Origin of the sequence: Actibacterium sp., assembly GCF_041584535.1 — a bacterium.
In the GTDB taxonomy this organism is placed as follows: Bacteria; Pseudomonadota; Alphaproteobacteria; order Rhodobacterales; family Rhodobacteraceae; genus Actibacterium_D.
This window is the reverse complement of the sequence record NZ_JBFHDW010000271.1, coordinates 1-3488: the sequence shown is the minus strand read 5'-3', so window position 1 is coordinate 3488 and position 3488 is coordinate 1. Positions and strand designations below refer to the sequence as shown.

The following is a 3488-nucleotide window of genomic DNA, read 5'->3' as shown; positions in this document are numbered from 1 at the left end:
TCAAAGCCATCGGCCAGCTTTTTACGCAGCGCTTCAACCGCGGCGTCGATCACTTCACTCATCTTCCATCTCCGGTCCGGCGACATGCACTTGGCAAATGCCGCGTTTGGGTTACTCTTCTAGTTATGGTCACTTGCCGTAACATTCTCAATGCCGGGTTGACGGCTTTTGCGCTGATGGCGTTTCTTTGCGCAGGTGCCTTTGCGGCCCCGGCGGATGCCGCGCGTTTGGACGATCTTCTGGCCGAACTGGCGCAGCCCGACCTGCCGAATTGGGAAATGGTCGAGACTGAAATCTGGAACGAATGGTCAAAATCCGGCTCGGCGGCGATGGACCTGTTGCTGCGCCGCGGACGCGAGGCCATGGATGCCGGCGATTTTGCTCAGGCGGTTGACCATCTGACGGCGCTGGTCGATCACGCGCCCGGATTCGCCGAAGGCTATAACGCCCGGGCCAGCGCCTATTTCCAGCTTGGGCTTTACGGGCCCGCGCTTGAGGATCTGGCCCATGCGCTGGCGCTGAACCCGCACCATTTCGGTGCAATGATCGGGCTGGGCAGCATTCTTCAGGACCTCGATCAGCCACAGCGCGCGTTGGACGCTTTTCGCGCCGCGCTTGCTATACATCCCCATGAACCGGACCTAAAAGAAGCCGTCGAACGGCTGGAACAACAGATCTCTGGCCCGACACTCTGAAGGATAGGGCGATGAGCCAGCAAGGGCGGGTCACGGCGGTTCTTGGGCCGACCAACACCGGCAAAACCCACTATGCGATCGAGCGGATGCTCGCCCACCGCACCGGCGTGATTGGCCTGCCGCTGCGGCTGCTGGCGCGCGAGGTTTATGACCGTATCGTCGCGCTGCGCGGCCCGTCGGTGGTGGCGCTGGTGACCGGAGAAGAACGGATCATCCCGCCGCGCACGCAATACTGGGTCTGCACCGTCGAGGCGATGCCGGTCGGCATGGGCGCGGATTTTCTGGCGGTCGATGAAATTCAGCTTTGCGCCGATCCCGAGCGCGGCCATGTCTTTACCGAGCGCCTTTTAAACGCCCGCGGCCTGCACGAGACGCTGTTTCTGGGCAGCGACACGATGAAAGGCGCGATTGCCGCTCTGGTGCCGCGCGCCCAGTTCATGCGGCGCGAGCGGTTTTCCGAATTGACCTATGCAGGTTCGAAAAAGATAAGCCGGATGCCGCCTCGGTCGGCAATCGTCGGATTTTCTGTCGATAATGTGTATGCCATTGCGGAACTGATCCGCCGCCAAAAGGGCGGGTGCGCGGTGGTGATGGGGGCGTTGTCGCCCCGCACCCGCAACGCTCAGGTGGCGATGTATCAGAATGGCGAGGTCGACTATCTGGTCGCCACCGACGCCATCGGCATGGGGCTGAATCTGGATATCAACCATGTGGCGTTCTCGGGGTTGCGCAAATTCGACGGCCGCCGGATGCGCGAGCTGGCGCCGAACGAGCTGGCCCAGATCGCTGGCCGCGCCGGGCGGCATATGCGTGCGGGCAGCTTTGGTGTGACCGGCGAGGCGCCGCCGCTGGACGAAGGTGTGGTCGATGCGATCACCAACCACCGCTTTACCCCGCTGAAAAAGCTGAACTGGCGCAATGAGCGTCTGGAATTCGGCACGGTTGACCGGCTGATCCAATCGCTTGAGGCCGGGACCGATGACGAGTGGCTGATGCGCGCCCGCGAGGCCGACGATCTGCGGGCGCTGCGCCACCTCGCTGAAAGCCCCGACATTCGCCTGCGCCTGTCGGGCGCGCCGGATGTGCGGCTGTTGTGGGATGTCTGCCGGATTCCCGATTTCCGGGGCATCTCGGCTGCTGAACATGCCGGTCTGCTTGAGCGGATTTTCGGCTTTCTGCGCGATGGCGGACGGGTGCCTGATGACTGGATGGCGCGACAGATCAAGCGTATCGACCGCACCGATGGCGACATTGACGCGCTGTCGAAACGGCTGGCTTATATCCGCACATGGACATATGTCGCGCAACGAACCGGCTGGGTGGGTGACGAATCTCATTGGCGTGACGCCACCCGCGCTGTAGAAGACCGCCTGTCAGATGCGCTGCACGGGGCGCTGACCAAACGATTTGTTGACCGGCGGACCTCAGTCTTGCTTCGCCGGTTGAAGCAGAAGGAGGGCCTTGTGGCCGACGTAAACGATAAGGGTGAAGTGACGGTCGAGGGCGAATTCGTCGGCCGTCTTGAGGGATTCCGCTTTCGGCAGGATGCCAGCAACAGTCCTGATGAGGCGAAAACCCTGCGGCAGGCCAGCCTGACCGCGTTGCGCCCCGAATTCCATCTGCGCGCAGATCGGTTCTATAACGCTCCGGACACCGAGATCGACTTTACCGAGCAGGGCGGCCTGATGTGGGGCGAACATGCTGTCGGCAAGCTGATCACCGGCCCCGAGGTTCTGAAACCGCAGGTCGAGGCGTTCGTCGATGACGAAGCCGGGTCGGACGTGGCCGAAAAGGTCAAGCGCCGCTTGCAGCATTTCATCGACCGCAAGGTCGCAACCCTGTTCGAGCCGCTGTTGGCCATCAGCCGTGACGAGGCCCTGACCGGGCTGGCGCGGGGCTTTGCCTTCCGCATGGTCGAGGGCCTTGGCATCCTGCCGCGCGATCAGGTCGCGGGCGAGGTCAAGGAACTGGATCAGGATGCCCGTGGCGCGCTGCGCAAGCATGGCATCCGGTTCGGCCAGTTCACCATTTTCATGCCGCTGCTGCTGAAACCCGCACCGACGCGCCTGCGTCTGCTGCTGTGGTCGCTGGCCAACGGTCTGGACGAATTCCCCGAAAGCCCGCCGCCGGGTCTGGTCACGATCCCGGTCGTGGATGTGCCCGAGGGCTATTACACCCTGTCCGGCTATCGCCGTGCCGGTCAGCGCGCGATCCGCATTGATATGCTGGAGCGTCTGGCCGATCTGCTGCGCGCCCAAGACAGCCGCGGCGGGTTCGAAGCCAACCCCGACATGCTGTCGATCACCGGCATGACGCTGGAGCAATTCGCCGATCTGATGCAGGGCCTGGGCTATAACGCCGAAAAGGGCGAGCGCGCCAAGGTCAAAGCCGTGGTTGCCGACGCTGCGACCGACGATCAGGCCAGCCCGGCAGAAGCCGAGGTCGAAGCCGAAGCCGCGCCCGTTGCCGACGAAACCCCGGCCGACGGGGCCGAGGCCGAAGCTGCCGAAGCTGAGGCCGAAGTGTTCTATACCTTCACCTGGGCGCCGCGCCGTCAGCCGAATGCCGGCAAACCGCGTGGCGAACGTCCGCAAGGTCAGGGTCAGGGCCGTGGCAAACCGCGTGGCGATCGTCCGCAGGGCAAAGGCAAGGGCAAGGGCGGCAAGCCGCAACAGCAGGGCGCCAAGTCCTATCAGGCGCGTCCGCCGCGCAAGGAAAAACCCATCGACCCCGACAACCCGTTTGCGGCGGCTCTGATGGGGTTTCGGGACAAGAAATAAGTGATCGACGGCC

General features: G+C 63.5%; 2 protein-coding genes. Both read left to right on the top strand.

Annotated features, from left to right (window positions below; genetic code table 11):
* Window positions 1-176: 176 nt before the first annotated feature.
* Window positions 177-695 carry a tetratricopeptide repeat protein gene (locus tag ABYW26_RS12105; RefSeq protein ID WP_372605156.1) on the top strand — a complete coding sequence of 173 codons (519 nt, stop codon included), beginning with the start codon at window positions 177-179 and terminating at the stop codon, window positions 693-695.
* A gap of 11 nt (window positions 696-706) precedes the next feature.
* Window positions 707-3475 carry a helicase-related protein gene (locus ABYW26_RS12100; protein ID WP_372605155.1) on the top strand — a complete coding sequence of 923 codons (2769 nt, stop codon included), beginning with the start codon at window positions 707-709 and terminating at the stop codon, window positions 3473-3475.
* The last annotated feature ends 13 nt before the right edge of the window (window positions 3476-3488 follow it).

Excerpts from the sequence above, each read along its gene's own strand:
- ABYW26_RS12105 (WP_372605156.1), top strand. The coding sequence starts at position 177 with ATGGCGTTTCTTTGCGCAGGTGCCTTTGCGGCCCCGGCGGATGCCGCG.
- ABYW26_RS12100 (WP_372605155.1), top strand. The coding sequence starts at position 707 with ATGAGCCAGCAAGGGCGGGTCACGGCGGTTCTTGGGCCGACCAACACC.